The sequence below is a fragment of the uncultured Aliiroseovarius sp. genome (genome assembly GCF_947497285.1).
In the GTDB taxonomy this organism is placed as follows: Bacteria; Pseudomonadota; Alphaproteobacteria; order Rhodobacterales; family Rhodobacteraceae; genus Aliiroseovarius.
In genome coordinates this window covers 376,113-401,710 of sequence record NZ_CANMFT010000004.1, presented here as the reverse complement: position 1 = coordinate 401,710, position 25,598 = coordinate 376,113, and the positions used below count along the sequence as shown (strand labels likewise).

Below are 25,598 nucleotides of genomic sequence, written 5' to 3'. Positions count from 1 at the left end.
GGCATCCCACAGTCAACGCGGTCTGCCCATGGCTGATCGCTAGCGCAAATTCATCCTGATGCAACCACTTGCACGGTCCAAACTGCCATCGGCAATGTCATAATCAGCGACCAGATCGGGCCGCTCGAAATCTGCACACAGCCGGAAGGATTTGTCAGAGAGCTTCTCGAACCGGTAATGCGCGTTGGAGGTCCGGTCCAGAAACGGCTGATCCGTGCCACAGCTGTCCATGGGGGCAAGCATTTCGGGGACTTCCTTGGTTTCCTGAGCGACGCAATTGATGAATTCAGACAGGCGCCGCAAATCTTCAAGCCGAGAAAGGTCACGCTTTTCGGCGCGGGCGGATGTGGGGCCACCAGTCACCCAAAGACCCGCAGCGATGGCTGCAGCGACCAAGCCGCCAATCACCAAGGGGGCAAGTGTGTCACGCTGCATCTGATCGCCCGTCATCTTCTTGCCGGAAATAGAAAAAGATTGCTCCGGCGACGCCGGCCACGACCAAAGCCTTTAGGATAAAGCGAACCGATAGGTCACCGCTCAGCAGCGCATAGATCACTGCCATCAGGTCGCCCAGAAGCGAAAGGGAGGCAAGGAACAGCGTCACATAGCCAAACCATTTGCGTACGCCTGACCGACGCTTGCCGGGATCCGCCTTGGTGGCTCGCACCACACGCCGGTTCAAGATCAGGAATGTCGGTGTGAACACGATCAACGCGGCGATGGACCACCGTGTGGAACTTAGCGCATAGCGCCCTTGGTCAGCATCAAGCGGGTCGTGCACCCAGTGGTCGATCAAACTGTGCAGCAGCGCCACAAGGTGCCATGCTGTCATCGCAAGCGCCACGAACAGAATGCCATAAAAAAGGCTTCGCGCGCCGAAACATAGGGGCGTGGGCGTGGAACAGGCGTCGGAAAGTCGCTATCTGCCCAAGCGTCCAGTGCTTCGGCGACCTCGTTCGGGGCCCAGCCAGCTTGAGACAGTGCATCGCGAATGTCTTGACGGCTTTTACCGGTGGCAAGCGCGTCGCGCGTAAATTCGGCAAGTTGATCTGAGGGGCGCATGACGGGCCCTTTCTTGTCGGTTCATAGTTGCAACATGGCACCGACCGACAGGCTTGAAAAGGGCGCAGATCCGGGCCGGGTGGCGCAGCGAGGTTAGTCCTTTTCGTTCAAAACATTCTCGCGAAAGGCAACGTCAAAGGCGGCCTGTTTCTCGGCGCTGGCATCGGCTTGATGCAGAGCCTTCCAGTCGTCATACGGCATACCGTAATAGGCCTCGCGACCTTCGTCCTTGGTCATGTCGATGCCGCGTTCGTTGGCCGCTTCCTGATACCAGCGGCTCAGGCAGTTCCGGCAAAACCCCGCAAGGTTCATCATGTCGATATTCTGCACGTCCTGACGGTCCTCCATCAGGTGCTTTTGCAGGCGGCGAAAGGCGGCGGCTTCGATCTCGATACGGGTCTGGTTATCCATGGTGTTGTCCTTTGCTAGGTGACATGTGGTAGCGTGCGACGGTTGCTGAGCCAAGGATCGATCAAATGCCGTCACGCCAAAACAGCCCGGGCATCACAGCCCGGTTTTGGCGAGCGTTTCCATCAGAGCCGGGGCCAGCCGTTCGGCCCAGTCGCGTTGTTGCGCCTCGGTTTGGATCAGGTCGTTCCGTATCTCGATCAGGACATTGACGCGACCGGTCTGGACCGCATGCCGGTCGATACTGTCTCCGTCCAAGTGCCCGCCATAAGGCTCGTTCTCGCCCACGCAAAGGTCGGGTTCGTCCCGCAGCCGTTGGATCAACGGCGTGGCAAGCCGACTGTCGCGGTCATGCAGCACGGCAATGTGCCACGGGCGAAGCTCGCGCCCCTTCAGTTGCGGTGTATAGGAGTGCATCGCGACGATCACCGTGTGGTCTTGTCGGGCAGCCATTTCGGCGAGAGCGTCGTGATAGGGGCGATAGCAGACATCCAGACGGCGGGCGCGTTCGGTTTCATCAACGCCACGATTGGCTGGCACCACGGTTCCGTCATAGAGCCTCATGATCAGGGTCGGGTCATCTTCGCCGCGGTTCGGGTCGATCACCAGTCGCGAAAAGTTCGACAGAATTGCCGGAGCATCCAGAAGCTGAGACAAATGCCGTGTGACACCGGCCGCGCCCACATCATAGGCAATGTGGCGGGCCAAATCTTCTTCAGCAATGCCCAGATCCCCGCCGCCGACACAAGGCGGCACTGTATTGGCGGCGTGGTCGCAGGTAATCAGCCAGCGTGATGGACGGTCTTTGCCGATGATGTAATAAGGTTGGTATGTCATGGTCTTGTTGATTAACTGTGCCAGTCCCGTTTATGCGAGGCGATTGGGGAACGCCAGTTGTCAGCGCTAACATTTTCGGGCATAGAGCAAACAAGCCCGAAACAACGAAAAAATAAGAGGAGCCGCGCGCTGTGAGACGTAACCGCAACGTAAAAATCGTCGCTACACTTGGACCAGCCTCCGATGACTATGATACGATTCGGGCCTTGTTCGAGGCGGGCGCGGACGTCTTTCGGATGAACATGTCCCACGGCACGCAGGACGAACAACGCGAACGTCACGCGCTGATCCGGCGGGTCGAAAAGGATATGGAGCGTCCAATCGCGATCCTGGCCGATCTGCAGGGGCCGAAACTGCGCTGCGGTGTATTTGCCGCTGGCGCCGCTGATATCGAAGAAGGTCAGGATTTTCGGTTCGATCTGGACGAAACAGCCGGTGAAGGCCATCGCGTTTGCCTGCCCCACCCCGAGATTTTCGCAGCACTGAAGCCGGGCTCTACGTTGCTGGTGAATGACGGCAAGTTGCGCATGAAGGTTAAGGATTGCGGACCGGATTTTGCGAATTGCCTGGTCGAAGTCGGCGGCACCATTTCGGATCGCAAGGGCGTGAATGTGCCCGATGTTGTGTTGCCTCTGGCCGCGCTTTCCAAGAAAGACCGCGCAGATTTGGAGTTTGCCTGCCAGCTGGGTGTCGACTGGTTGGCGCTCAGCTTCGTGCAGCGCCCCGAGGATGTGGAAGAAGCCCGCGAACTGGCCAATGGGCGCGCTGCGATCCTGTCAAAGATTGAAAAACCGTCTGCCGTGCATGCGTTCGACGCTATTCTTGAGGTTTCGGATGGTGTCATGGTGGCGCGCGGCGACCTTGGTGTGGAGCTGCCAGTCTATGCCGTGCCGCCCATTCAGAAACGCCTGATCCATGCCTGCCGCAGGGCAGGGAAACCAGTTATCGTTGCCACACAGATGTTGGAAAGCATGATCGAAAGCCCAATGCCCACGCGGGCCGAGGTGTCGGATGTGGCCAACGCCATTTATGACGGCGCCGATGCGGTAATGTTGTCGGCTGAAAGCGCCGCCGGGCAATACCCGATCGAGGCTGTCTCTACGATGAATGCCGTTGCCATCGAAGTCGAACATGACGCGACATATCTGGAGCAAGTCGATGCGGCCCGCGTTGCCAGCCGCAATGGCGTTGCTGATGGTATCGTTGCCGCTGCCCGCGAAATCGCGGAAACGACGGACATCAAGGCAATCTGCTGTTTCACCCAATCCGGCACCACCGCGCTTTTGACATCGCGCGAACGCCCGCGGGTGCCAATCATCGCCCTGACCCCGCTGCGGGGAACCGCGCGGCGTTTGTGCCTGTCCTGGGGGACAAACTGTTTTGTGACATCAGGCGAGGTTGAGCGGTTCAAAGCGGCCGTGGTCTCGGCCGCCCGTGCCGCCCGCAGTGCTGGTTTCGCCACAGCTGAGGATCAGATTGTCGTAACCGCAGGCGTGCCGTTCAATGTGCCCGGGACGACGAATATCCTTCGTGTCGCCCCATGCGACGAACGACTTATTTTTGCCGCAGATCAGGAATAAAGTTATGCTACCGCACCAGACAAAGGTGTTTGAACGAGGTAGCGATGCGAGAAGACACGTTTTTAGTAATTGGTTTAGTGGTGCTTGTTCTTTCGGTGCCATCGTTTTTGGCCGCGTTACGTGAAGGCCGCGCGCCGCGTATTCCGGCGATTCTATTGCTGATCGGTGGCGGGTTGATTGCGATCGCGATCACACAGAAACCGACCGGCTATGACATCGAAGGCATACCCGGCGTGTTCAACTCTGTCGTCCAACGCGCGCTTCGCTTTTTCTCGGCCTGACGGGCTGTTCGCGATCGCGGGCAGTTTCCTCTTGCCAGCCTGTTCGATTCCTCATATACGCCCGACTTCATGCGCGACCGGCTCAAGTGGCATGCCGAGTCGTGCGGAAACCGAACCCATGAAGGAGACGGAAATGCCCAAGATGAAGACCAAATCAAGCGCCAAGAAGCGCTTCAAGGTGACAGCGACAGGTAAAGTCCTGGCAGGTCAAGCCGGCAAACGCCACGGCATGATCAAACGCTCTAACAAATTCCTGCGCAATTCGCGCGGAACCACGACCCTGTCCGCCCCCGACGCCAAGATCGTCAAGGGCTTCATGCCCTACGATCGTTAAGAGGAGATACTGATATGTCCCGCGTTAAAGGTGGAACCACAACTCACGCCCGTCACAAGAAAGTCGTCAAAGCCGCGAAAGGCTATTACGGCCGCCGCAAGAATACCTTCAAGGTCGCGCGCCAAGCCGTCGACAAGGCGAACCAATACGCAACCCGTGACCGCAAGAACCGCAAGCGCAACTTCCGTGCGCTGTGGATCCAGCGGATCAACGCAGCCGTGCGTTCGCATGATGAGACACTGACATACTCGCGTTTTATCAACGGCCTGAACTTGGCTGGCGTCGAAGTGGACCGTAAGGTTCTGGCCGATCTGGCCGTGCACGAGCCCGATGCATTCGGTGCGATCGTTGAAAAAGCACAAGCTGCTCTGGCTGCCTAAGCCAAGCCGCGTATAAGTTCAAAGAAGCCGCTGGGGAAACTCGGCGGCTTTTTTGTTTGTATGTCTGAAAGATGACCAACGCGCGCATTTGGCAATTGGTCTGGCGCAGGCAAGCCGGATCACAGCGGTCGCTCGTAGTATCGGATCAAGTGATCCAGATACGGTGTGTCTTGGTGGTAGGGGGATCTCTCCTCGAACCCCAACGCCTCGTATAGCCCGGACGCTTCCACAAGGGCGCGGCCCGTATCAAGGCGGACAATCGTCTTGCCGTCTTTCCGCGCCCGGTCCATCAGCGCCAGTGTGATCGCTTTGCCTGCCCCCAAGCCTCTGGCGTCTGTCGTGACAAAGACGCGCTGAATCTCTGCGATGCCCGGCTCCATCTCTCGCATCATGCCGCACCCAATCGGTTTTCCGTCCAAGTAAGCGATCAAAAGTTCGCCATTGGGCCGCCCATGGTCCTTGGCAAAGCCTTCGACCAGGTCGTCAATCTTTTCGGGGTCATATTTCTTCAGAATATTCTTGCGTTCTTCCGGGGATCGTTTGAAAAGGAAGTCGATATACCCAAGAAACAGGTCTGCAACGACTTGCGCGTCCTTTGGAAATGTCGCTCTTTCGATTTTCAGCATTTGGTGTCTCCCCCAACTTGGTGCGACAAGTATACGCGAAAGTGAGCTTGCAGTCGGCTCGCGGTTTCGTCGGCGGCTGAACGAGCCATCCGGGTCGCGCCCGCTTGCCATTTTGCCCTGCATTCGCTAGCTGGAAGCGGTGCGACGCAAAGGGACCGACATGGACGAGCTTAGAACGAAATACCTTGATGCTATCGGCGGTGCCGCGGACGAAGCGACACTGGAAGATATCCGCGTGCAAGCCGTCGGCAAGAAGGGCGAAGTCGCCCTGAAAATGCGCGAGCTGGGCAAGATGACGCCGGAAGAACGCCAAGTCGCTGGCCCCAAGCTGAACGCGCTGAAGGACGAGATCAACTCGGCCATCGCCGCCAAGAAATCCGGGCTGGCTGATGCCGCGCTGGACGAGCGTTTGCGCACCGAATGGCTGGACGTGACCCTGCCGGGCCGCCCGCAACGCCAAGGCACCATCCACCCGATTTCGCAGGTCACGGAGGAGATCAGCGCGATCTTTGGCGACATGGGTTTCGCGGTTGCCGAAGGCCCGCAGATCGAAAGCGACTGGTATAACTTCGACGCCCTGAACATCCCGGCGGACCACCCCACCCGGACCGAGATGGACACCTTCTATATGACCATGCCGGACGGCGACGAGCGTCCGCCGCATGTGCTGCGCACCCATACCAGCCCGGTGCAAATCCGCGCGATGATGGCGCAGGGCGCGCCGATCCGCGTGATCGCACCAGGCCGCGTGTACCGCGCCGATTACGACCAGACCCACACCCCGATGTTCCATCAGGTCGAAGGGCTGGCGATCGACAAAGACATCTCGATGGCGAACCTGAAATGGACGCTGGAAGAATTCTGCCGCGCGTTTTTTGAAATCGACGGGATCGAACTGCGCTTCCGCGCCTCGCACTTCCCCTTCACGGAACCGTCCGCCGAGGTCGACATCCGCTGCTCATGGGAAGGTGGCACCCTGAAACTGGGCGAGGGCGACGACTGGATGGAAATCCTCGGCTCCGGCATGGTGCACCCGCACGTGCTGCAATCGGCGGGCGTGGACCCGGACAAGTGGCAAGGCTTCGCCTTCGGCCTCGGCATCGACCGTCTGGCGATGCTGAAATACGGCATCCCCGACCTACGCGCGTTCTTTGACAGCGACTTGCGCTGGCTGCGCCACTACGGGTTCAGCTCGTTGGATGTCCCGACGATGCGGGGGGGATTGAGTAGGTGAAACGCGACGATGATATGCTGCGAGAAATACTCTTCGAATTTGAAGAGCAGAAAGACTGGCTAGTCGCAGTTCTAAGCTCACTAGGTATGTCTGAAGAACGCCGAATGAAATTAGGGCATGTGAATTTGCTATGCGATGCCGGGATGGTGACTGAGGTGGGGGACCAGACCTTTCGCCTTACAAATTCCGGCCACGATTATTTGGACGCTATTCGGAACGATACCATTTGGAATAAAACCAAGAGTGGTGCAGCAGAAGTTGGCGGAATGACGTTGCAAATGATGAAAGACTTAGCGCTTTCCTACGTGAAACAGGAAGTGGCTGCGAAATTGGGAGTTACACTCTGATGAAACTCAGCACCAAACCGGAGCTTTCCAAATGAGCGACGACGACATCGAAGACCTCCAAGTCACCTATCCCGGCGCCGGAACCTTCAAATTCGGCGACAGCGCCAAGCTTTCGGCCAAGCTGATCAAGCGGGTGCGGGCGGGGCAGAAACATGCGACCTCGGGTGCATTGCGAGACTTCGCAGACGACCCGGAATCGATGCCCAAGGTTGGGCGCTGCGATATCGCCGCCAACTGGGACGGCACGCCAGCACTGGTGATCCGCACCAAGTCGGTTGAGAAGGTCCGGTTTTGCGATGTCACCGAGGAATTGGCCCATGCCGAGGGCGAAACGCTGGAAGGGTGGCAGCGCGGCCACAAGGCCTATTTCGAACGCAACGGCGGGTTTGACCCCGAGATGATGTTGCTGTTCGAACATTTCGAAGTGGTTGAAGATTTGGCAAGCCGACCGGCGATGCAGACAGAGGACAAGACATGAAATTCACACTCTCTTGGCTGAAAGATCACCTCGACACCACGGCCTCGGTCGATGAAATCGCGGACGCCTGCACCGATCTGGGGCTGGAGGTTGAGGGTATCTACAACCCCTTGGACCGTCTGGGCGCGTTCACGCTCGCCAAGGTCAAATCGGCTGAAAAACACCCCGACGCGGACCGTCTGAAAGTCTGCACGGTGGAGACCAACGAAGGCGACGTGCAAATCGTTTGCGGCGCGCCCAATGCGCGCGAGGGGATCACCGTGGTCCTCGCCAAGCCCGGCGACTATGTGCCCGGCATCGACGTGACGCTCTCTGTCGGTAAAATCCGCGGCGTGGAAAGCCACGGCATGATGGCGTCCGAGCGCGAGCTGGAGCTGTCGGACGAGCATGACGGCATTATCGAGCTGCCTTCGGGCGAAGTGGGCGAGAAATTCGTCGACTGGCTGGCCGCCAACGACCCGACCAAGGTGGACCCGGTGATCGAAATTGCGATCACGCCGAACCGTCCCGACGCGTTGGGCGTGCGCGGCATTGCGCGTGACTTGGCCGCCCGTGGTCTTGGGACGCTGAAGCCTCTGAAAGAGCACAAGGTTGCGGGCAACGGCCCCAGCCCGATCAACGTGACCATTGATGACGACACGCGCGACGATGCGCATGTTTTCATGGGGCGTCTGATCAAAGGCGTGAAGAACGGCCCGTCGCCTGCGTGGCTGCAGGCCCGTCTGAAAGCGGTTGGGCTGCGCCCGATCTCGGCCCTTGTCGATATCACCAACTTCTTCACCTACGACATGAACCGCCCGCTTCACGTGTTTGACGCCGACAAGGTCAAAGGCGACCTGCGCGTGCATCGCGCCAAGGGGGGCGAGACCCTGATGGGGCTGGACGAGAAGGAATATACCTTCGCGCCCGGCATGGTCATCATTTCGGATAATGAAGGTGTGGAGTCCATCGGCGGCATCATGGGCGGTCTGCCCACCGGTGCGACCTTTGACACCACCAACGTATTTCTAGAGGCCGCGTTCTGGGACACGAAACAAATTGCCCGCACCGGGCGTGCGCTGAAGATCAATTCCGACGCGCGCTATCGCAACGAACGCGGTATCGACCCGGCCTATAACGCGCAGGCGATCGAAGCCGCGACCCAGATGATCCTTGATCTTTGCGGCGGCGAGCCGTCGGACGTGGTGACCGCGGGCGAAGTGCCGGACACAAGCCGCGCCTTCAAGCTGGACACAGACCGAGTGCAATCGCTGGTCGGCATGGATATTTCGGCGGATGAACAGCGCAAGACGCTGACCGCGCTGGGCTTCACCATCAAGGACGGCATGGCCCACGTGCCAAGCTGGCGCCCCGACGTGCAAGGCTCGGCCGATCTGGTGGAAGAGGTCGCGCGTGTCGCCTCCCTGACCAAGCTGGTCGGCAAGCCGCTGCCGCGCGCCCATGTTGGCGTGCCCAAGGCGATCCTGACGCCGCTGCAAAAGCGTGAAGGCATGGCGCGCCGCACCGTGGCCGCGCTGGGCTACAACGAATGTGTGACCTACAGCTTCATTGATGAGGGCAGTGCCAAGCGGTTTGGCGGTGGGGCAGATGTGACGCAGTTGCAAAACCCGATCTCGTCCGAGATGAGCCATATGCGCCCATCCCTGCTGCCCGGTCTGCTGCAAGCCGCCGCCCGCAACCAGGCACGTGGTTTCATGGATCTGGCGCTGTTTGAGGTTGGACCTGTCTTCCACGGTGGTGAGCCGGAAGAATACGAGCAAATGGTCACCGGCATCCTCGTCGGCCATACCGGCCCGCGCAACCGTTTCGGCGCGCGCCGTCCTGTCGATACCTATGACGCCAAGGCGGATGTAGAGGCGGTGCTGAACGCCATCGGCGCCCCTGCCAAGCTGACCTATGTGCGCGACATGAACGCGTGGTGGCATCCGGGACGCTCTGCCAAGCTGGGGCTGGGGCCGAAGAACATCCTTGGCGCGTTTGGCGAGTTGCATCCGAAAGCCATCGCGGACATGGACGTAAAAGGCCCCGTTGTGGCCTTCGCCGTGCATCTGGCGAAGGTGCCGTTCCCGAAAGCCAAAGGCACAGGGCGCGGCGCGCTGGGGGCCAGTGATTTGCAACCCGTCGAGCGCGACTTCGCCTTCGTGGTGGATGCCGACGTGGAGGCGATCAACTTGGTGAACGCCGCCGCCGGGGCCGACAAGGCGCTGATCGTCGACGTGAATGTCTTTGACGAATTTATCGGCGGATCGCTGGGCGAGGGCAAGAAATCCCTCGCCATCACCGTGCGCCTGCAACCGCGTGACGCGACCCTGACCGACAAGGACATCGAAGCGGTCAGCGCCAAGATCGTCGAGAAGGTGGGCAAGGCCACTGGCGGCACATTGCGCGGCTGAACTGACTCGCGTGGCCCTAAGGGGCTGCACCAACAAGGAGGAATGACATGACCCTGAACGTATACCTGTCCGGCGAGATTCACACCGATTGGCGCGAGCAAATCATCGACGGCGCGAAGGGGCTGGATGTCACGTTTTCGTCGCCCGTCACCGATCACGACGCCTCGGACGATTGCGGCGTGGATATTCTGGGTGCCGAGGACAACAAGTATTGGCACGACCACAAGGGAGCGATGGTGAATGCGATCCGCACCCGCAAAGCGATCGAGGATGCCGACGTGGTCGTCGTCCGGTTTGGCGAGAAATACCGCCAGTGGAACGCCGCGTTTGACGCTGGATATGCCGCCGCGAAAGGCAAGTCGCTGATCGTCTTGCAGCAGCCAGAACATGACCACCCGCTGAAAGAAGTGGACGCCGCAGCGCTTGCCGTGGCGCGCGAACCCCATCAGGTGGTCGAGATCCTGCGCTATGTCCTGACAGGCAGCATAAGCCGCTAGACATTCGTCAACAATCTACGGGTAACAGCAGACTGTTTTTCCCCACGAAACAATATGCAAGCATTAATGTTTTACGCTAGGCTTCGCGCAGGCTGGTGGAAACGCGCTGGCGAACAATGTGTAGTGAGGACAGTATGCTTCAAGAATTCAAAGACTTTATCGCTAAGGGCAATGTCATGGACATGGCCGTTGGTATCATTATCGGTGCAGCGTTCACTGCCATTGTCAGCTCTTTGGTGGCTGATCTGATCAACCCGATCATCGGGCTGTTCATGGGTGGGATCGACTTCACTAACATGTATGCCACCTTGTCCGGCACCGTGGCCGAAGGCGCTTCGCTAGAGGCCGCGCGCGAAAGTGGTGCCGCTGTGTTCGCATACGGCTCGTTCATCATGGCGATCATCAACTTCCTGATTATTGCCTTCGTGGTGTTCATGCTGGTGCGTTACGTCAACAAGGCCAAGGAAGCTGCGGCGAAGGAAGAAGAAGCCGCAGAAGAAGCGCCCGCTGGGCCTTCCGAGGTCGATCTGCTGGTCGAGATCCGCGACGCGTTGAAGAAGTAAACGCGCCAGCGACCAAGTTTGAAGGGTGCCTCAAAGCGGGCACCCTTTTCTTTGGCCTTTTTCCAACGCGGGCGCGAAATTTCTATGTTTTTCGTTTGACACCGGGGGCGGGCCGGAATATCTGGACCTCCGATGTGAGATGGCGTGGTAGCTCAGCTGGTTAGAGCACAGCACTCATAATGCTGGGGTCGGCGGTTCAAGTCCGCCCCACGCTACCACATCCGGCAAGGTCCTGTGTTTGCAGGAAACCAGCAAAAGGAAGCCCCTCCCTGTGTGGGGCTTCTTTTGTTTTTGGGGCTTCATTTCAAGTGATAGGTCAGCGCGCTTTTGATCAGCAGTCGCAAGGTGTCATGAGGCAGATCTTGCCCGTCCGTGAAATGAATGGCGCGGTTGCCCTCATAGGTGAAACCGTCGGGAAACAGGGTCTGAAATTCTGACATAAGTGTCGTTTGGCAGTGGACGAACAACGCAAAGCCGCCGGATTTTGGGACGCCCAGGCGGATCGTGGTGCCGGATTTGCTGTCCGGTGTCAGATAGGCGGGTTGGCCCCACTTCAACGTCTCTTCAATGCGTCCAACACTGGGGGTCTTTTTCGCGGTTCTGAAAATCAGGTCGCGTAAGTCCAAAAGCCCCGCTCGCGCGTCGGTTGGGAAGCTATCAAACGTGTCGGCCACAGCCGCGTTTGCGAAAGGAGGTGAAGGGTCAGCCATAGGGGCAGGGTGCTGCCCCGCCGCCCATGTGTCAAAGAAAAAGCCCCGCCAGATGGCAGGGCTTTTCCAAATCTTGGTTAAACGTCAGATCTTCAGCGCATCTTCTGCCGAGATATAGTCGATGCCAAGCGCTTCACCCACTGCGGCGTAGGTCAGCTTACCCGCATGAACATTCAACCCGTTCAGCAGATGTTCGTCATCCTTGCAAGCTTGCTTCCAGCCCTTGCCGGCCAGTGCCAGCATGAAAGGCATCGTGGCGTTGCCAAGTGCGATGGTCGAGGTGCGGGCAACCGCACCCGGCATGTTAGCCACGCAGTAATGCACAATGCCGTCCACGTCGTAGATCGGTTCGGCATGGGTGGTGGCCTTTGACGTTTCAAAGCACCCGCCTTGATCGATGGCAACATCCACCAGAACGGACCCCGGTTTCATCAAGGACAATTGTTCGCGGCTGATCAGCTTGGGCGCTGCTGCGCCGGGGATCAATACGGCACCAACCACCATATCAACGCGCGGCAGCAACTCGGCCACAGCCGCCATGTCGGAATACTGCGTTGTCAGCCGCCCCATGAACACATCATCCAGATATGACAGACGCGGCACAGAACGATCCAGCACGGTGACGTTCGCGCCCATGCCGACAGCGACACGTGCTGCAGCTGCTCCCACCACGCCGCCGCCGATGATGGCCACGTTGGCCGGGCGCACGCCGGGCACGCCACCCATCAGCACGCCGCTGCCGCCATTGGCCTTTTGCAGCGCCCAAGACCCGCTTTGCGGCGCCAGGCGACCAGCAACCTCGGACATCGGGGCCAGCAGGGGCAGGCCGCCACTGCGGTCCGTCACGGTTTCATAGGCAATCGCGGTGCACCCGCTGTCCAGCAGGTCTTTGGTCTGTTCGGGGTCCGGGGCCAGGTGCAAATAGGTGAACAGAAGCTGCCCTTCGCGCAGCATCTTGCGCTCAACGGCTTGCGGTTCCTTCACCTTCACGATCATGTCGGCCTTGGCGAACACTTCTTTCGCGGTATCCAGAACGGTGGCGCCAACGGCGACATAGTCGTCGTCCATGAACCCGGCGCCGACGCCAGCGTTGGTCTCGACGATGACGCTGTGACCGCGTGCAATCGCTTCGCCTGCAGCAGCGGGCGTCAGACCAACGCGAAACTCCTGCGGTTTGATTTCTTTCGGGCATCCGATCAGCATGGGGTATCCTCCTCATTCCCTGTCGTCGGTTAATTCGATCTTTCAGGGGACAAGTTTGCGCGCATCTCTGCGCAATTGCTTTGAAAAGAAGTGGCGCAGGTGATAGAAAGTGTCGAATAAATCACCGCAATGATGCCAAAGTGCGCAAGAAGTTTGTGAGAAAATGGAACTGGACAGCATAGACCGTCGCATCCTTGGGGTGTTGCAACGCACGGGCCGGATATCCAACTCGGACCTGTCCGAGCGGATCAACCTTTCCCCTTCTGCCTGCCATCGCCGGGTGCAAAGGCTCGAGGCCGATGGTTATATCCGTGATTATGTTGCGTTGCTGGATGCGCGCAAAATGGGCTGCCCCTCCACCATTTTTGTCGAGATCACTCTGTCTGGTCAGGCGGATGAGTTGCTGGATGCGTTCGAACGCGAGGTCGCCTTGGTCCCCGATGTGCTGGAATGTCACCTGATGGCCGGGACGGCGGATTATATTCTGAAGGTCGTCGCACAAGACACCGAGGACTTTGCCCGCATTCACCGTCAGTATCTGGCGCGGCTTCCGGGGGTGCAAGGAATGCAAAGCTCGTTCGCGCTGCGCACCGTGTTTAAAACCACTGCGCTTCCGGTTTAGACCGCGCGCGCGGCCAGTGGTTGCTCTTTCACCGGCAAGTGGACGATGGCCGAAAAGGCACCGACGCCGACGCCAATCCACCACACCATGGTATAATCGCCGAACGCGTCATACATCCGCCCGCCCAGCCAAACACCCAGGAAGCTGCCCAACTGGTGTGAGAAGAAGACGATCCCATACAGCGTGCCCATATAGCGCAGCCCATAGATATGCGCGACCAGACCAGAGGTCAGCGGAACCGTGGCCAGCCACAGCGACCCCATTGCGATGGAAAATACGATGACGGATGTCGGTGTGATCGGCGTCAGGATAAACAGTGCGGCGACCACTGTCCGCGCCGCATAAATCCCTGCCAGCAAGTATTTCTTGGAATAGGTCTTGCCCAGATAACCCGCCAAGAGCGTGCCCGCGATGTTGGCCAACCCGATCAGGGAGATCGAGATTGCCCCCAGCGCCGACGTGGTCGAAACGCCGATCGTCGCCAATGTGCCAGAGGGGTCAATCGCGCCACACATCTCGGTCACGAAGGCGGGAAAGTGGGCGGTGATGAAGGCCAGCTGATAGCCGCAGGAAAAGAAGCCCAGAAAGATCAGCGCGAAGCTGGGATCGCGCATCGCCTTGGTCAGGATCTGACCCATGCTGTCTTCAAGTTCGGCTTTCGACGCGATTGTTTCGGTCTTCATCAGGGGAAGCAGCGCCAGCGTTGCAAGGATCGCGGCGGCGAAGATGACAAATACGTTCTGCCACGACATGAAGCCCAGCAGGTATTCCGCCAGCGGTGCGCCGAACACCTGACCTGCCGACCCCGCAGCAGTCGCGATGGCCAGCGACATAGACCGGTTGTCATCGCTGGCCGCCCGCCCAACAACGGCCAGAATCACGCCGAAGCCCGTGCCGGCGATGCCGAAGCCCACGGCGATTTCTAACAGTTGGTGCGCTTCTGGTGTGACCGCATAGGACGACGCCACCAGCCCCACCGCATAGATCAGCGCCCCCATGATGATGGCTTTGTGGTCTCCGACTTTTTCAGCGATAGCCCCAAAGATCGGCTGCCCGATCCCCCATGCAAGGTTCTGGATGGCAATCGCCAACGAGAACTCGGCACGCGGCCAGTTGAACTCGGTCGCAATCGGGATCTGAAACACGCCAAAGCTCGCGCGGATCGCGAAGCTGACAAGGATGATCAAACAGCCTGCCACAAGGACGGGCGTGATAAGGCGCGCGCGTGTCTCATTCATCCGTGCACGTTTAGCGAAATCGACCACTTGGTCAATTCTTCGTTTATGATCCGCGACTTCATCTTTCCTTATGGCTGGAAGCGTCTTATTCCTCGGCTATGGCAAGCCTGATCGAGATATACGAGACACTCGCCCAGAAGGGCGAAATCACCCGCGACCCGGCGCAAGAGGCATGCTTGCCCGCGTTAGAGGATATTCGCGCCCATCTGGAGGCCGCCCCCACGCGCAAGCGGGGCATTCTGGGCGGGCTGTTTCATGCCAAGCCAGAAGACGTACCGCAAGGGCTGTATCTGTGGGGGGGCGTCGGGCGCGGTAAATCCATGCTGATGGACCTGTTCGTGGACAGCCTTGAAATATCCGCCAAGCGTCGCGTCCATTTTCACGCCTTCATGCAAGAGGTGCACGAGGGCATGGCCGCCGCGCGCAAAACCGGTGTGGATGATCCGCTGGCCCCGGTGGCCGCGAAAATCGTATCGGACGTGCGCTTGTTTGCGTTTGATGAGATGCAGATCACCGACATCACGGACGCAATGCTTGTGGGGCGCCTGTTTGAAAAGCTGTTTGATGCGGGCGTCGTGGTGGTCACGACCTCGAACCGGCACCCGGACGAACTGTATAAGGATGGGCTGAACCGACAGTTGTTCCTGCCCTTCATCGCCCTGATCAAGGATCAGATGGTGGTGCATGAACTGGTCAGCCCGAATGATTATCGGCAGGACCGTCTGGCGGGTGAACAAGTGTATTTCACCCCCGCCGGTGCCGAAGCGCGCAAGGCCATCGACGCGATCTGGCGTGACCTGACCGGAGGTGACGCCGAGCCTTTGACCCTGACCGTCAAAGGGCGCGATGTCGTCCTGCCCGCCTATCGCAATGGGGCGGCAAGGGCCGGGTTCCATGACCTGTGTGGCGCGATGCTGGGGCCAGGGGATTATTTGACCATTGCCAACGCGGTGAAGCTTTTGGTGCTGGAAGATATCCCGCGCCTAAGCCGGTCGAATTTCAACGAGGCGAAGCGGTTCGTAACTCTGATCGACGCACTTTATGAGGCGAAGGTCAGGCTGATCGCATCGGCCGCGGCCCAGCCTGAAATGCTGTATGTCGAAGGCGAAGGGTCGTTTGAATTTGAACGCACCGCCAGCCGACTGCGTGAAATGCAGGACAAGGACTGGGGGACGCAATAGGACGGGGCCGCCCTTTGGCGACCCCTCAGGTTGTTACCTGCCTGCCAAACTTTGCGCGCGCCGTGACGCGGCTTGCGCCGGAATGTCGTATGCTCTGAAAAGGCATGGCGGGGAAGGTCTCGTCGCTTTCTGCCGTCCGAGCTTATTTGTGATCACAAACAAACTCACCGGTTTTGATGACAGTCGAACCAAGAGCCTCCCCGGTCATATGTACTGCTCGACAGGCCGTCCACTTGCTGTGAACTTTACCCGAAGAATACCCTATATGTAGATGCTAACCGCTTATTTTGTCAACATTTTGCTGCGAATCATTTGATGGTTTGGTGGGGGCCAAAAAACTGATTCTTTTCGGGGGGTTGAGTCGTGATCTGAAGTCAAACCACATGAGCCTACCAAAAAAATATGTGATCACGAAAAGCAGAAACATGTCAATCTGGCCGTTTCCCTAGCCGTTGGACTTCAACACATTCCCTGCCAGATACAGCGATCCGCAAATCAGGATACGGCAGCCCGGCGCATCGTTCGTGAGGGCGCGCACCGCGTCCAGCACCGAAGGCGCCTCGGATGCAGGCAAACCGACGCCCCTGGCTTCGCTTGCGGTGGTGCTGGCGGGAAGGGTGTTCACCTCGTCGGGAATGGAAACCGCAGTCAGGCTTTCGGCCACATTTGCAAGGGGGCGCAGATACCCGGCGATATCCTTGGTGTTCAGCATGCCACAGATCAGATGGGTTGGCCGGTTGGGTAGATCAGCAAGCACTTTGGCAAGCGTTTCGCCAGCGGCGGGGTTGTGACCTCCATCCAGCCAAAGCTCGGCATTCCCAGCCGCTTCGACAAGAGGGCCGTGGCGCAGCCGCTGCATCCGGGCGGGCCAAGTCACGTCACGCATCGCCGCCCCGCAGGCCACTTCGTCGAACCCAAGTTGACGCAGCGCAGCAATTGCGGCGCCTGCATTCTCCAACTGATGCGGGCCGATCAGGGCAGGCATGGGCAGGTCCAGAAGACCGGTTTCGTCCTGAAAGATGAACCGCCCGCGTTCTTCCCACATGTGCCAGTGCTGGCCGTGGACAAACAGAGGGCACCCCAGCTTGGCCGCGCGTGCCTCGATCACCTCCAGCGCGTCGTCGGGTTGCGGGCCGACCACACAGGGCACACCGCGTTTCAGGATCCCCGCCTTTTCCCCCGCAATCGCGGCGAGCGTGTCGCCCAGAAACTGCGTGTGGTCGATCGAGATTGGCGTGATGATCGTAAGCTCGGGCTTCTTTACCACATTGGTGGCATCCAGCCGTCCGCCCAGTCCGGTTTCCAGCAAGGTGAAATCGGCAGGCGTTTCCACAAACGCCATCAGCGCCGCCACGGTCGTGATTTCGAAATAGGTGATCGTTTCGCCGCCATTGGCAGCATAGCAGCGGTCGAGCACTTCGGTCAGCGCGGCCTCGTCGATCAACGCGCCCGCCAGACGGATGCGCTCATGAAACCGTGCAAGATGCGGCGAGGTATAGGCATGCACGCGCTTGCCTGCCCCCTCAAGCCCCGCCCGCAGCATGGCTTGGGTCGAGCCTTTGCCATTGGTGCCCGCCAGATGGATGACAGGTGGCAGCTTGTCTTGGGGGTCGCCGACCGCATGCAAAAGGCGCCAGACACGGTCCAGCGTCAGATCAATGATCTTCGGGTGAAGGGACATCATCCGATCCAGGATGACGTCCGAACCGATCGCGCTCACGCCTTAGGTGCCTCGGTTTTGGAGGGAGAGGCTTGCTTGGTGTCTTTGTCTGTGTCTGTGGCCGATGCTTTGGCCGTTTGCGTCGCGGGGGTCTCTGACTTGGCCGTATCGTCCGGCTTGGGCAAGTCACCCTTCACCGCGGGGCTTTGACCGGTCAACATGCGCAAGATCGTGACCAGCTCGTGCTTCATGTCCTTGCGATGGGTCACACGGTCCAACATGCCGTGATCCAACAGGTATTCGGCCCGCTGGAACCCGTCGGGCAGTTTTTCACGGATGGTCTGTTCGATGACCCGTGGTCCCGCAAAGCAGATCAGCGCGTTGGGTTCGGCGATATGCACGTCGCCCAGCATGGCATAGGACGCCGTGACGCCGCCGGTCGTCGGGTGAGTCAGCACGACGATGTAGGGCAGGCCAGCCTCTTTCAGCATCTGCACCGCAACGGTGGTGCGTGGCATCTGCATGAGGCTCAGAATGCCTTCCTGCATGCGCGCGCCACCGGCAGCAGAAAACAGAACGAGCGGGCGTTTGGCCGCAACGGCCCGTTCGGCGGCGGCGATGATCGCGTTGCCGACATACATGCCCATCGATCCCGCCATGAAGCTGAAATCCTGCGCGGCGGCAACGATCGGCGTGCGCCCGATTTCGCCTTCGGCAACAAGCATTGCCTCGCGTTCGCCGGTGTCCTTGCGGGCGGCCTTCATCCGTTCAGGGTATTTCTTTTGATCCTTGAAGTGCAGCGGATCGTCGACCGGCGCGGGCACGGCAATCTCGGCAAAAACACCACCGTCGAACAGCGCGTGAAACCTTTCGCGTGGCGTGATCGCCATGTGGTGGTCGCAGTTGGTGCAGACGTTCAGGTTTTCGGTAGATTCCCGATGAAACAGCATCGATCCGCATTCCGGACATTTGGTCCAGAGGTTCTCTGGCACCTCACGGCGCGAAAAAAGCGAGTTGATCCGTGGGCGGACGTAATTCGAGATCCAGTTCATCGCCTGTCTTCCTTGGTCGTTTCGATCTAACTAGTCCGCCTTTGCCATATTTGCAATTGGCGGCTTGCGTTGTGTCAGCACCCACCAGCCGACAAACGCAATCAGGACAAGGGCTGTTTGGGTCATGATTGACCATGACATATAGCTGCTTTTCAGGTCCATTTCGGCCAGAAACAACGAAAACCCATCTAGATTTCCCTCGGTGCCAGAGAAGATCAGCATGGCGTTGTTGCCGAAATGCAGACCGGCGGCCGCCCCGATATTTCCAGTCCTGATCGTAACCAGCGCAAGAACGATGCCGACCACCGTCGTATGGATGACGTAAAAGACAGCATTGATGCCATAGGTTTCGGGGTCGAAATGGAGCATGCCAAAAGCCAGCGATGGCAGGATCGCCCAGACCCAGACGGACCGGAACCGGGCGCGCAATTGCTGCAACACATAGCCACGAAAGACCAACTCCTCGGCAAAAATCTGAACCAAGACCAGCACAAGGGCAGGTGCAATCAACAGACCCCATGTTCGCAATGGCATCGCCTGACGCACTTCGGCGGCGCTGTTTTGCTCCATGATCAGCGGGTCTAGAAGTTGCACGGCGATGGCGGCAAGGCTGATGCCGATGGCAACCACCAGACCCTTGCGAAAGTGGCTCCAGTTGACGCGTTGGGCGGGTCCGAACAAGGATCGGAACCCGCGTTTGTGCAGCAGCCTCAAAGTGATCCACAGTCCAAGATGATACCCCAGAAACGTCAGAAAGAAGGTTGCCGCCTTGGCTGGCGACCCTCCGTCCAAAATCTCGTATGGCTCAACGCCAAGCAGATAGGCGCCAAGCAGAAAAATGCCGAAGGTCGCAGCAAAAAACACCACATGGAGCAGCATAAAGCCAAGCAATGTGCGCCAGATCTGGATACGCGGGAAGGCTGGCGCCCAGAACTCTGCGGCGGGCACGGTGTGGTCGGCTGCGGTATCTTGCGACAAGGAGGCTCCCCCGGTGAATGATCGCTTAGCGCTGATGATGGCTGTGGCTGCGGCGAACGACAACCGGGAAAATGGCAGGGGTGTTCCCCGGTCTTGTCTGGCGCGCTGTCATTCCTGTATCTCGCCATTGCGATGAAAAGGCGTGTTTGCACTCGGTCCGCAACATACGCTATTACCTGCATGTGTTTTGATGAGTGTTGAGAAGCAAGGCTTCGGGGTTTGGGGGGAGTTATGGGAATATGCCTGTCGGGTCGATTTAGACGCGCGCGGCCCTTGGTCGGCGGTTTTGCTGCTGTTGTGGTGTTGGCCGGCTGTTTCGGGGCAGACGCTGCCAAGACTCCTAAAGAGCTGGAAAAAAGCCCGCTGTTCTCGGCGGGGCGGGCGACGCCGAGTGTCGACTTGTTGCAAAAAGTCTCGGTCATGGCAGGCACGGTCGATATTGCTGGCCCGAAAGGCTTCTGCATTGACCGCACCACCTTGCAGGACGCAGACAGCGGCGCCTATGTGCCGCTTGGTGCTTGTGCGGCGCTGTCAAAGAACCCCGCTGACCCGTCTCCCGCGAAACCCGCCTTTCTGGCTGCTTCCGTCCTGCCCCTTCCGATCGAGGCGACGGGCCTGCCGACGGACCCAGCAGGCCGCATGGCCGCCGCACGTGCCTTTCTGGAGAGCGACGCAGGGTTGGCAGCGCTTAGCCGGTCAGGTGAGGCAAGCACGGTCACCCTGGTGGAGATTAAGGAAGCAGACGATTCGCTTCATATTCTGATCAAAGACACTTCGGCAGGATTGCCTGACGCGTTGTCAGAGGCGACGTGGCGGTCGTTCTTCGAACTTAAAGGAATGCTGGTCACGGCGAGCGTCACCGCATTTGCGGACCAGAAACTGGACCGCCGTAGCGCCTTCAAGATTCTAAGGGCATTTGTCGCGGCAATTCGATCCGCCAATGCGGGTTAAGCTGACCAATGTGCCACGCGCAAAAGACGGTGTGGAGGTTTGCGCAATGGAAACCAATCGGTTTAAGTATGGCGGCACGGTGAAGCTTGGACGAATCTGGTGATGGAAGGCCGTTTTTGATGGCGCGACGCGTAACAAATATCTCTGAACGGTTGTTTCATCGGCAGGCCCTGCGCCGCTGGCAGCAGACAGCGCGCAAGGCCGAAGGGCTGGACCTTGCCACGCTGAGAGTGTTGCGCGGGCGCGCTCGCCAGTTGCGCCAGCATCTGGACCGGGTTCTGCATATCGCCGATGGCCGTCTGACATTGCCCCTGATTGGCTCCAACGCCATCCAAAAACCCTTGTATTCGGACTGGGCCTATCGCCCCCAACTTTGGCGCGGACCGCTTAATCCGCCCGGCATGGCAGCGGTCGAAACCAAGGCGCAGTTCGGCGACGAAGTTACGGTATTTCACGATTGCCGCATCTCGGAATTGACAGTGCGCCAGATCAGAAACACTCGCGAAAGCGATCTGGCCCCTTTCGGGTTGCGTATGGATATGTTCCGGTTTGATGGCTCTTTCCTGTCTTTGGTGATCGAACTGCCCCCCTCTGCCGTTGATGGGCTGAAGCGCAACCATCTGGTGCGCATGACGGCTGTCGTCGAGCTGGAAAAACCGATCGAGATTTTCGCGCGCCTGAACGTCCAGCACGGCCCGAACACCGAACAGATTGTGCGTGAACTGCCCCTTGGTGAGGACGAAGTGGTTGTCGAATTCGACCTGGCCTACACCAAAATGAACGAAAAGCGCGTTGATCGCATTTGGGCCGATCTGGTGTTCGAGAACCCCGAGATGAGCCAGGTGACCCTGCGCGATGTTAATTTCAGCCGTCGGCCCCGGGCCGAAGTCTGAGCACGCACTGACCCGGTAAGGAGGGGAAAATGGCAAAGCTTCAACTGGCCAAGGCGCGCATTCAGGCAGGTGTCTGGGAAGGCGTTCTGACCACCGATGACAAAAGCGAAGCGCCACCGCAGCTTTCCGTCACGCACCTGACGCAACCCGTTGATGGGGTTAGCGTGACGACCCACCCGGATCAGGCGGACCAGTTCGTTGTGAAGGTGCCAATTCCGGCCGATCTTCTGTGCGACGGCGTGCAGACTTTTGTAATTTCGGATAAGGACAGTGGCGAACAGCTTGAAAGCTTCTCGATCGTGACCGGGCAGCCGCTGGACGACGACATTCGTGCCGAATTGGACCTGCTACGCGCCGAGCTTGATATGCTGAAACGCGCCTTTCGACGCCATTGCATGGAGGCGGGCTAGACGTTGGCCCGGCTGCTCGTTAGCGCCTGTCTGATGGGGCAGAATGTGCGTTACGACGGCCAGTCCAAGACCCTGCTGAATGCCACTTTGTCCCGTTGGGATCGGCTGGGCCTTTTAGTGCCGTTCTGCCCGGAACTTGCAGGTGGGCTGGCAGTGCCCCGACTTCCTTCAGAGATACAGCCCGGGTGCAACGGCGATGACGTTCTGGCCAGTCGCGCGCGGGTGATCGACGCCAAGGGCGGTGATGTCACCGCAGCTTTCGTGGCAGGTGCCCAAAGCGCGGTTGAGTGCGCACGCGCCCACGGTTGCAGTCACGCGCTGTTGACGGAAGCCAGCCCCTCGTGCGGTTCGTCGCTGATCTATAGCGGTGATCACGATGGCAAAAAGCGGGTCGGGATGGGCGTGACCACTGCGGCGTTGCGGGCGGCCGGGGTGACGGTCTACGGCCCTGATGACTTTGACGCCCTCGCCACGAGTTTTCCGCCGAAAGTCTGACGCGTTACGCAGCGTTTGGGGTGACAGCGCAAAGCCGCTCGTCCAGATTTGCCCGACACCACAGGAGACCGCCCGCATGACCAGCTATCCGACCCTTCTCGCCCCCCTTGATCTGGGCTTCACCACCCTGAAGAACCGCATGCTGATGGGCTCCATGCACACCGGGCTTGAGGAACGTGGCGACTGGCCGCGCGTGGCCGAGTTCTATGCCGAACGCGCCCGTGGTGGGGCGGCGTTGATCGTGACCGGCGGTATGGCCCCGAACCCCGAAGGCGGTGTGTATCCCGGCGCAGCAGGTCTTTACACCGACGAAGACATCGCCAATCACCGCATCGTCACCGACCGCGTGCATTCAGAAGGCGGCAAAATTGCGATGCAGATTCTGCACGCGGGGCGCTATGCCTACGGTCCCGATTGTGTGTCGGCCAGTGCGATCAAATCCCCAATCTCGCCTTTCCCGCCGAAAGAGCTGGACGAAGACGGCATCCAGAAACAGATCGCCGATTTCGCCACCGCCGCCGCCCGCGCGCAAGAGGCAGGTTATGACGGGGTCGAGGTTATGGGGTCGGAAGGCTATTTCCTGAACCAGTTCCTTGTCACCCACACCAACAAACGCCAAGACCGTTGGGGCGGATCGTACGAAAATCGGATGCGCTTGCCCATCGAGGTTGTGAAAGCCGTGCGCGCAGCCGTCGGACCTGAGTTCATCATCATCTATCGCCTGTCGATGATCGACCTTGTGCCCAATGGCTCGACCTTCGACGAGGTCGTGCAACTGGCGAAAGAGATCGAGAAAGCGGGCGCCACCATTATCAACACAGGCATCGGCTGGCACGAGGCACGCATTCCGACCATCGCGACCTCGGTCCCGCGCGCGGCCTTTACGTGGGTGACGAAAAAGCTGATGGGGCAAGTGTCGCTGCCGATCATCACGTCAAACCGGATCAACCACCCCGACGTGGCCGAAGAGGTTCTGGCGGGCGGCGCAGCTGACATGGTGTCGATGGCACGGCCTTTCCTTGCCGACCCGGACTTTGTGGCGAAGGCCGCCGAAGGGCGCGCAGGCGATATCGCGCCTTGCATCGCATGCAACCAAGCCTGTCTGGACCATACGTTCGGCGGCAAGATCTCGACCTGCCTTGTGAACCCGCGCGCCTGTTACGAGACCGAGCTGCGCTATGACATGACCGACACGCCCAAATCCATCGCCATCGTGGGCGCTGGCCCCGCGGGTCTGTCCACCGCGCTGGTGGCAGACGAACGCGGCCACAAGGTCACGCTGTTTGATCGGGCCGATCAGGTGGGTGGTCAGTTGAACATGGCCAAGAAGATCCCCGGCAAAGAAGAATTCATCGGACTGGTCGATTGGTATGACCGGATGGTCGCGGCCTCGGACATCGACCTGCAACTGGGCAAAGAGGTCACGGCGGATGACCTTGATGGGTTTGACGAGGTGATCATTGCCACCGGTGTTATCCCACGCGATCCGGGGATCGACGGGCAGGGGTCTGACAACGTCCTGTCCTATATCGACGTGCTGCGCCACGAGGTGCCGGTGGGCGACCGCGTGGCCATTATCGGCGCGGGCGGCATTGGGTTCGACGTGGCCGAGTTTCTGACGCAAGCGGGCGAAAGCCCGACCGAAAACCTTGAAGAATGGCTCGCCGAATGGGGCGTGGCCGATCCGGCCAAAGCGCGGGGTGGGCTGTCACCCGATGGTCCGAAACCCGAAGCGCCCGCACGCCACGTCACCCTGATGCAGCGCAAGGCCAAAGCGCTGGGCAAGGGGCTGGGCAAAACGACCGGCTGGATTCACCGCGCGACCCTGAAGATGAAAGGGGTCGAGATGGTGGGCGGCGTGAATTACGAGCGCATCACCGATGAAGGGCTGATGGTCTCGACCGGCGAGGCGCGCGAAGATCCGCGCGTGATCGAAGTCGACAACGTCATCCTTTGCGCAGGCCAAGTCAGCGACCGCAGCTTGGCGGACGCGCTAGAGGCGCGTGGTATGACACCTCATGTCATTGGCGGCGCGGATGTGGCCGCGGAGCTTGACGCCAAACGCGCCATCGACCAAGGATCGCGCTTGGCGGCCTCGCTCTGATCTGATCATGTGATCCGGGGTAGCGCCGCGGAGGTCACATGGTTTTCATCGCCGTCTTTACCGGACTTATGCCCGTCTTTCTTCTGGTCGGGCTGGGTGGGCTGTTGCGCAACCGCTTGTCGGTGAACGCGTGGCAGGGGCTGGACCGCCTGAACTTCGAGATCCTGTTCCCCGCGCTTCTTTTTGTTGCCGCCGCCAGCCGCCCTATCGAGATTGAAAAGCTGGTGATCATGGCCCCGGTGGTGTGGGCGACCCTCTCGGTCGGTTTGGGGCTTGGTTGGCTGGTTCGCCATGTCGGGCCCGACCGGTTTCTGGATTTCGCGGGTGCTTGGCAGGTTGGCTGGCGCTTCAACACAGCCCTTGGTCTGGTCGCGGTTGAGCTGCTGACCCATGGCGGCGCTGGCGAAATGGCTGTGGCCGTCGGCATGGGGGTGCCCGTGGCAAACCTGTTCGCCGTATCTGCCCTGTCACGCGGCGGTGCACTGGGCCTAGGGGCAACGGTGGCGAAAATCGCCCTGAACCCGTTCCTGCTGGCAAGTCTTGGCGGCGTGGTGTTCGGCCTGATGGGCTGGCGTTTGCCCACCCCGATCATGGCGCCGGTTGAGATGTTGGCGCGCGCGGCAATCCCGATCGCGCTGTTGTCCATTGGCGCGACGATGAATTGGGGGGCACTAGCGCGACTAGACCGCTTCAACGGTGCCATCTGTGTGATCAAGCTTTTGGCACTCCCCATGTTCGCGCTGGGCGTTGGTGTCGGGTTTGGCCTTGATCCGGCAATTGCGTCGGTTCTGGTGGTCTTTGCCGCCCTGCCAACGGCATCAGCGGCGCATGTCCTAGCCTCTGCATTTGGCGCAGATCGACAACTGGTCGCGACGCTGATCGCCCAAACGACGCTGTTGTCAGCACTCAGCCTGCCTTTGTGGATCACAATTGCCGAGCTTGTCTTTTCAACAAGATAGCCCCGATTCGTCGTTTCCAAGTCCAAAACGATCCGCTGAAATACCCTTGTATTGTCGGCTGCTCTTCACAGTCTTGCCCCAATTCGCATGGATACAGTCTCCCACTGGGGCGATGATTGTGG

The 25,598-nt window shown here is 59.5% G+C and carries 30 protein-coding genes and 1 tRNA gene; 19 read left to right on the top strand and 12 right to left on the bottom strand.

The features are described from left to right. Nucleotides 1–39: 39 nt before the first annotated feature. The 5 genes from Q0864_RS09865 to Q0864_RS09845 form a co-directional block, all read right to left on the bottom strand. Nucleotides 40–435 carry a hypothetical protein gene (locus Q0864_RS09865; protein ID WP_298568717.1) on the bottom strand — a complete coding sequence of 132 codons (396 nt, stop codon included), beginning with the start codon at nucleotides 433–435 and terminating at the stop codon, nucleotides 40–42. Continuing rightward, nucleotides 425–832 (bottom strand): DUF5671 domain-containing protein, encoded by a 408-nt coding sequence (locus Q0864_RS09860; protein ID WP_298568715.1) that lies wholly within the window; start codon nucleotides 830–832, stop codon nucleotides 425–427. Before Q0864_RS09860 ends, Q0864_RS09865 begins: the two co-directional genes overlap by 11 nt. Further along, nucleotides 829–1,062: a hypothetical protein gene (locus Q0864_RS09855; protein ID WP_298568711.1), complete on the bottom strand. Its 234-nt coding sequence runs from the start codon at nucleotides 1,060–1,062 to the stop codon at nucleotides 829–831. The genes Q0864_RS09860 and Q0864_RS09855 overlap by 4 nt, the downstream gene beginning before the upstream one ends. Nucleotides 1,063–1,155: 93 nt before the next feature. After that, on the bottom strand, nucleotides 1,156–1,473 hold the full coding sequence (locus Q0864_RS09850) for a DUF1244 domain-containing protein (RefSeq protein ID WP_298568708.1): 318 nt from the start codon (nucleotides 1,471–1,473) through the stop codon (nucleotides 1,156–1,158). A gap of 93 nt (nucleotides 1,474–1,566) precedes the next feature. Continuing rightward, nucleotides 1,567–2,307: an N-formylglutamate amidohydrolase gene (locus tag Q0864_RS09845; RefSeq protein WP_298568705.1), complete on the bottom strand. Its 741-nt coding sequence runs from the start codon at nucleotides 2,305–2,307 to the stop codon at nucleotides 1,567–1,569. 131 nt (nucleotides 2,308–2,438) lie between these two features. On the opposite strand from Q0864_RS09845, the gene pyk reads away from it, so the two are divergent. The 4 genes from pyk (at nucleotide 2,439) to rplT (ending at nucleotide 4,882) form a co-directional block, all read left to right on the top strand. Beyond that, nucleotides 2,439–3,887, top strand: coding sequence for a pyruvate kinase (gene pyk, locus Q0864_RS09840; RefSeq protein ID WP_298568702.1), 1,449 nt, complete (start codon nucleotides 2,439–2,441; stop codon nucleotides 3,885–3,887). Between the two features lie 44 nt (nucleotides 3,888–3,931). Beyond that, on the top strand, nucleotides 3,932–4,168 hold the full coding sequence (locus tag Q0864_RS09835) for a hypothetical protein (protein ID WP_298568699.1): 237 nt from the start codon (nucleotides 3,932–3,934) through the stop codon (nucleotides 4,166–4,168). 133 nt (nucleotides 4,169–4,301) lie between these two features. Continuing rightward, nucleotides 4,302–4,502 carry a 50S ribosomal protein L35 gene (rpmI, locus tag Q0864_RS09830; protein WP_298568697.1) on the top strand — a complete coding sequence of 67 codons (201 nt, stop codon included), beginning with the start codon at nucleotides 4,302–4,304 and terminating at the stop codon, nucleotides 4,500–4,502. Between the two features lie 14 nt (nucleotides 4,503–4,516). Then, nucleotides 4,517–4,882, top strand: a complete 366-nt coding sequence (gene rplT / locus Q0864_RS09825; RefSeq protein ID WP_298568694.1) for a 50S ribosomal protein L20 — start codon at nucleotides 4,517–4,519, stop codon at nucleotides 4,880–4,882. A 119-nt stretch (nucleotides 4,883–5,001) separates the two neighbouring features. On the opposite strand, the gene Q0864_RS09820 is transcribed toward rplT, so the two are convergent. Beyond that, the gene (locus tag Q0864_RS09820) at nucleotides 5,002–5,508 is read right to left on the bottom strand and encodes a GNAT family N-acetyltransferase (protein WP_298568691.1); all 507 of its coding nucleotides are present in this window, start codon (nucleotides 5,506–5,508) and stop codon (nucleotides 5,002–5,004) included. Nucleotides 5,509–5,668: 160 nt separating this feature from the next. Between Q0864_RS09820 and pheS the strand changes: the two genes are divergently transcribed. The 7 genes from pheS (at nucleotide 5,669) to Q0864_RS09785 (ending at nucleotide 11,238) form a co-directional block, all read left to right on the top strand. Continuing rightward, nucleotides 5,669–6,742: a phenylalanine--tRNA ligase subunit alpha gene (pheS, locus tag Q0864_RS09815; protein ID WP_298568688.1), complete on the top strand. Its 1,074-nt coding sequence runs from the start codon at nucleotides 5,669–5,671 to the stop codon at nucleotides 6,740–6,742. Next, complete coding sequence (locus tag Q0864_RS09810; RefSeq protein WP_298568686.1) at nucleotides 6,739–7,089, top strand: DUF2513 domain-containing protein; 351 nt, start codon at nucleotides 6,739–6,741, stop codon at nucleotides 7,087–7,089. Before pheS ends, Q0864_RS09810 begins: the two co-directional genes overlap by 4 nt. 31 nt (nucleotides 7,090–7,120) lie before the next feature. Then, nucleotides 7,121–7,567 carry an ASCH domain-containing protein gene (locus Q0864_RS09805; RefSeq protein WP_298568683.1) on the top strand — a complete coding sequence of 149 codons (447 nt, stop codon included), beginning with the start codon at nucleotides 7,121–7,123 and terminating at the stop codon, nucleotides 7,565–7,567. Further along, the gene (pheT, locus tag Q0864_RS09800; protein WP_298568680.1) at nucleotides 7,564–9,960 is read left to right on the top strand and encodes a phenylalanine--tRNA ligase subunit beta; all 2,397 of its coding nucleotides are present in this window, start codon (nucleotides 7,564–7,566) and stop codon (nucleotides 9,958–9,960) included. The genes Q0864_RS09805 and pheT overlap by 4 nt, the downstream gene beginning before the upstream one ends. 47 nt (nucleotides 9,961–10,007) lie before the next feature. Further along, nucleotides 10,008–10,457 carry a YtoQ family protein gene (locus Q0864_RS09795; RefSeq protein ID WP_248368509.1) on the top strand — a complete coding sequence of 150 codons (450 nt, stop codon included), beginning with the start codon at nucleotides 10,008–10,010 and terminating at the stop codon, nucleotides 10,455–10,457. Between the two features lie 134 nt (nucleotides 10,458–10,591). Continuing rightward, nucleotides 10,592–11,020 carry a large conductance mechanosensitive channel protein MscL gene (gene mscL / locus Q0864_RS09790; RefSeq protein ID WP_298568675.1) on the top strand — a complete coding sequence of 143 codons (429 nt, stop codon included), beginning with the start codon at nucleotides 10,592–10,594 and terminating at the stop codon, nucleotides 11,018–11,020. A gap of 141 nt (nucleotides 11,021–11,161) precedes the next feature. Beyond that, nucleotides 11,162–11,238, top strand: a tRNA-Met gene (locus Q0864_RS09785). An 81-nt stretch (nucleotides 11,239–11,319) separates the two neighbouring features. Here the strand turns inward: Q0864_RS09785 and Q0864_RS09780 are convergent. Together Q0864_RS09780 and ald are read right to left on the bottom strand one after the other, a co-directional pair. Beyond that, nucleotides 11,320–11,730, bottom strand: a complete 411-nt coding sequence (locus Q0864_RS09780) for a DUF1801 domain-containing protein (RefSeq protein WP_298568672.1) — start codon at nucleotides 11,728–11,730, stop codon at nucleotides 11,320–11,322. Nucleotides 11,731–11,814: 84 nt separating this feature from the next. Then, nucleotides 11,815–12,933 carry an alanine dehydrogenase gene (gene ald, locus Q0864_RS09775; RefSeq protein WP_248368517.1) on the bottom strand — a complete coding sequence of 373 codons (1,119 nt, stop codon included), beginning with the start codon at nucleotides 12,931–12,933 and terminating at the stop codon, nucleotides 11,815–11,817. 163 nt (nucleotides 12,934–13,096) lie between these two features. Here ald and Q0864_RS09770 point away from each other — a divergent pair, with 163 nt between their 5' ends. Beyond that, on the top strand, nucleotides 13,097–13,555 hold the full coding sequence (locus Q0864_RS09770; RefSeq protein ID WP_248368520.1) for an Lrp/AsnC family transcriptional regulator: 459 nt from the start codon (nucleotides 13,097–13,099) through the stop codon (nucleotides 13,553–13,555). On the opposite strand, the gene Q0864_RS09765 is transcribed toward Q0864_RS09770, so the two are convergent. Then, entirely contained in the window at nucleotides 13,552–14,793 is a 1,242-nt protein-coding gene (locus Q0864_RS09765; protein ID WP_298568659.1) for an MFS transporter, read from the bottom strand. The two genes, Q0864_RS09770 and Q0864_RS09765, sit on opposite strands and share 4 nt — an antisense overlap. Nucleotides 14,794–14,891: 98 nt before the next feature. Here Q0864_RS09765 and zapE point away from each other — a divergent pair, with 98 nt between their 5' ends. Next, nucleotides 14,892–15,974, top strand: a complete 1,083-nt coding sequence (gene zapE / locus Q0864_RS09760) for a cell division protein ZapE (protein WP_298568656.1) — start codon at nucleotides 14,892–14,894, stop codon at nucleotides 15,972–15,974. 445 nt (nucleotides 15,975–16,419) lie between these two features. Here zapE and Q0864_RS09755 read toward each other — a convergent pair whose 3' ends face one another. Genes Q0864_RS09755 through Q0864_RS09745 form a run of 3 tightly spaced genes read right to left on the bottom strand, consistent with a single transcriptional unit; the run spans nucleotide 16,420 to nucleotide 19,664 of the window. After that, nucleotides 16,420–17,694, bottom strand: coding sequence for a folylpolyglutamate synthase/dihydrofolate synthase family protein (locus Q0864_RS09755; RefSeq protein WP_298568653.1), 1,275 nt, complete (start codon nucleotides 17,692–17,694; stop codon nucleotides 16,420–16,422). Beyond that, nucleotides 17,691–18,686, bottom strand: coding sequence for an acetyl-CoA carboxylase, carboxyltransferase subunit beta (accD, locus tag Q0864_RS09750; RefSeq protein WP_298568650.1), 996 nt, complete (start codon nucleotides 18,684–18,686; stop codon nucleotides 17,691–17,693). Before accD ends, Q0864_RS09755 begins: the two co-directional genes overlap by 4 nt. A gap of 30 nt (nucleotides 18,687–18,716) precedes the next feature. Beyond that, complete coding sequence (locus Q0864_RS09745) at nucleotides 18,717–19,664, bottom strand: type II CAAX endopeptidase family protein (protein WP_298568646.1); 948 nt, start codon at nucleotides 19,662–19,664, stop codon at nucleotides 18,717–18,719. A gap of 231 nt (nucleotides 19,665–19,895) precedes the next feature. Between Q0864_RS09745 and Q0864_RS09740 the strand changes: the two genes are divergently transcribed. The 6 genes from Q0864_RS09740 to Q0864_RS09715 all read left to right on the top strand — a co-directional run bounded on the left by Q0864_RS09740 (nucleotide 19,896) and on the right by Q0864_RS09715 (nucleotide 25,476). Continuing rightward, on the top strand, nucleotides 19,896–20,615 hold the full coding sequence (locus tag Q0864_RS09740) for a hypothetical protein (protein ID WP_298568643.1): 720 nt from the start codon (nucleotides 19,896–19,898) through the stop codon (nucleotides 20,613–20,615). Nucleotides 20,616–20,734: 119 nt separating this feature from the next. Continuing rightward, on the top strand, nucleotides 20,735–21,508 hold the full coding sequence (locus Q0864_RS09735; protein ID WP_298568640.1) for a DUF6478 family protein: 774 nt from the start codon (nucleotides 20,735–20,737) through the stop codon (nucleotides 21,506–21,508). A gap of 29 nt (nucleotides 21,509–21,537) precedes the next feature. Continuing rightward, nucleotides 21,538–21,918: a hypothetical protein gene (locus Q0864_RS09730; protein WP_298568638.1), complete on the top strand. Its 381-nt coding sequence runs from the start codon at nucleotides 21,538–21,540 to the stop codon at nucleotides 21,916–21,918. 3 nt (nucleotides 21,919–21,921) lie between these two features. After that, nucleotides 21,922–22,413 (top strand): DUF523 domain-containing protein, encoded by a 492-nt coding sequence (locus tag Q0864_RS09725; RefSeq protein ID WP_298568636.1) that lies wholly within the window; start codon nucleotides 21,922–21,924, stop codon nucleotides 22,411–22,413. A 76-nt stretch (nucleotides 22,414–22,489) separates the two neighbouring features. Beyond that, on the top strand, nucleotides 22,490–24,517 hold the full coding sequence (locus tag Q0864_RS09720) for an NADPH-dependent 2,4-dienoyl-CoA reductase (protein ID WP_298568633.1): 2,028 nt from the start codon (nucleotides 22,490–22,492) through the stop codon (nucleotides 24,515–24,517). Nucleotides 24,518–24,555: 38 nt separating this feature from the next. After that, on the top strand, nucleotides 24,556–25,476 hold the full coding sequence (locus Q0864_RS09715; protein ID WP_298568630.1) for an AEC family transporter: 921 nt from the start codon (nucleotides 24,556–24,558) through the stop codon (nucleotides 25,474–25,476). Nucleotides 25,477–25,598: the final 122 nt, after the last annotated feature.